Annotated in this window: 2 protein-coding genes; both read left to right on the forward strand. The window is 45.0% G+C overall.

Annotated features, from left to right (window positions below):
• Window positions 1-1,139: PDZ domain-containing protein (locus V7Z64_RS13330; protein ID WP_334110763.1), on the forward strand; the 1,139-nt coding region annotated here is incomplete at its 5' end.
• Between the two features lies 1 nt (window position 1,140).
• Window positions 1,141-1,365 (forward strand): CsbA family protein, encoded by a 225-nt coding sequence (locus V7Z64_RS13335; protein WP_003397333.1) that lies wholly within the window; start codon window positions 1,141-1,143, stop codon window positions 1,363-1,365.
• The last annotated feature ends 141 nt before the right edge of the window (window positions 1,366-1,506 follow it).

Here is a 1,506-nt window from a genome sequence, read left to right on the forward strand (position 1 = left end):
AAGCATTCGGAACGTTTTGGCTGCAACCGTTGTTATATTATGCGATCATATTTGCTTCGTTTATCGGCTGGCGCCGTGTGCAACGCGAGCGGCGCGATTTTCATACGCGTGTCTATCGTTCTTCTCGTGAGCTTCGTGCTATCGTTCGTTCACGCAGTTGGTTTGCGGTTGTTTTTTCAATTGTAACCGTTGGCGTTGGACTTGTCATTCCGAACGATACGCTCGTTTTTTGGGCGATTGTGACGATCGTATGCAGTTTTACTATGCAGCTCCGGCTTTTATCGGCTGCATATATCGGGAGCATCGTCATATTTACTGTTAGTTTTTTTGCGCAAATGGAGTGGGCGAAGCCATTTTTTGATCGTTTTTTCCCTCAGATGACGGAAACAAATGTGACCGCCGTCGCGCTTTTAATCGGGTTGCTTTTGTTTATCGAAATGTGGCTTGTTCACCGCGAAGGAGCAGAGCTTAGCTCGCCGCGGCTTGTAACGAGTAAGCGGGGACTCGTCATCGGTGAACAAATGATGCAACGTCTTTGGCTCGTACCTTTTATTATTCCTGTTCCAGGGGAGGGAGTGACGCCGTTTGCAGCGTGGTGGCCAATGATTTCAGGCGGTGATGCGTATTCATTTGTTCTCGTGCCGTTTTTACTTGGCTTTTCTCAACGCGTGCAAACGAGCATGCCTACTCATATAGCGAAATGGACCGCAAAGCGCATCGGTTGGCTCGCTACGGTTGTTAGTTTGCTAGCGATTGCTAGCTACTGGTGGGAGCCGCTAGCGATCGTTGTTGCAGTTGTCGCTATTTTATGGAGGGAATGGATTGCTTTATCAGCGAAATTGTATGAACAAAAGCGGCCTCCGTATTTTACAAAACGAGCGAATGGGCTTGTCATTTTAGGCGTGTTGCCGGATACGCCAGCACATAAAATGGCGCTTTCGGTCGGAGAAGTAATTGTGAAGGTAAACGGTATACCGGTCGTGACGGAAGATGAATTTTATGCAGCATTGCAACATAATCGTGCATTTTGTAAGCTAGAGGTATTAAACGAGAGCGGAGAAGTTCGCTTTGCGCAATCGGCTTTATTTGAAGGCGAACATCACGAGCTTGGACTGTTATTCGTAAGAGATGAGGGATAATATGTGGTTTTTGTTAGCGTTAATTGTACCGGCGTTGCTAGTTATTTTATTTACGCGGGTGACGTATAACCATTATGTCGGAACGTTGCTTACTGTCGCGTTGCTCGTAGCATCGTATGTGAAAGGATATACGGATCAATTGTATGAAATTGTTGCTGATGTAGCGTCGCTTATCGTCGGATTTTTATATGCTAAACGCATGGTAGAAAAGCAAAAACAGTCGTAAACCTGTCCATATGGGCAGGTTTTTTTATAGAATATTTGTTCGTATTTTTCGCTTTTCCATTCGTGAATATGGTACAATGAAAATAGAAATGAAGTCCTGCGGTAATATGTCAAGGTGAAAAATCATCGAAATTGGAAATTC

Origin of the sequence: Anoxybacillus sp. (assembly GCF_036834105.1) — a bacterium.
Classification (GTDB): Bacteria; Bacillota; Bacilli; order Bacillales; family Anoxybacillaceae; genus Anoxybacillus.

What these genes read in the sequence shown, in the direction of transcription:
- V7Z64_RS13335 (WP_003397333.1), top strand. Translation starts at nt 1,141, where the DNA reads ATGTGGTTTTTGTTAGCGTTAATTGTACCGGCGTTGCTAGTTATTTTA.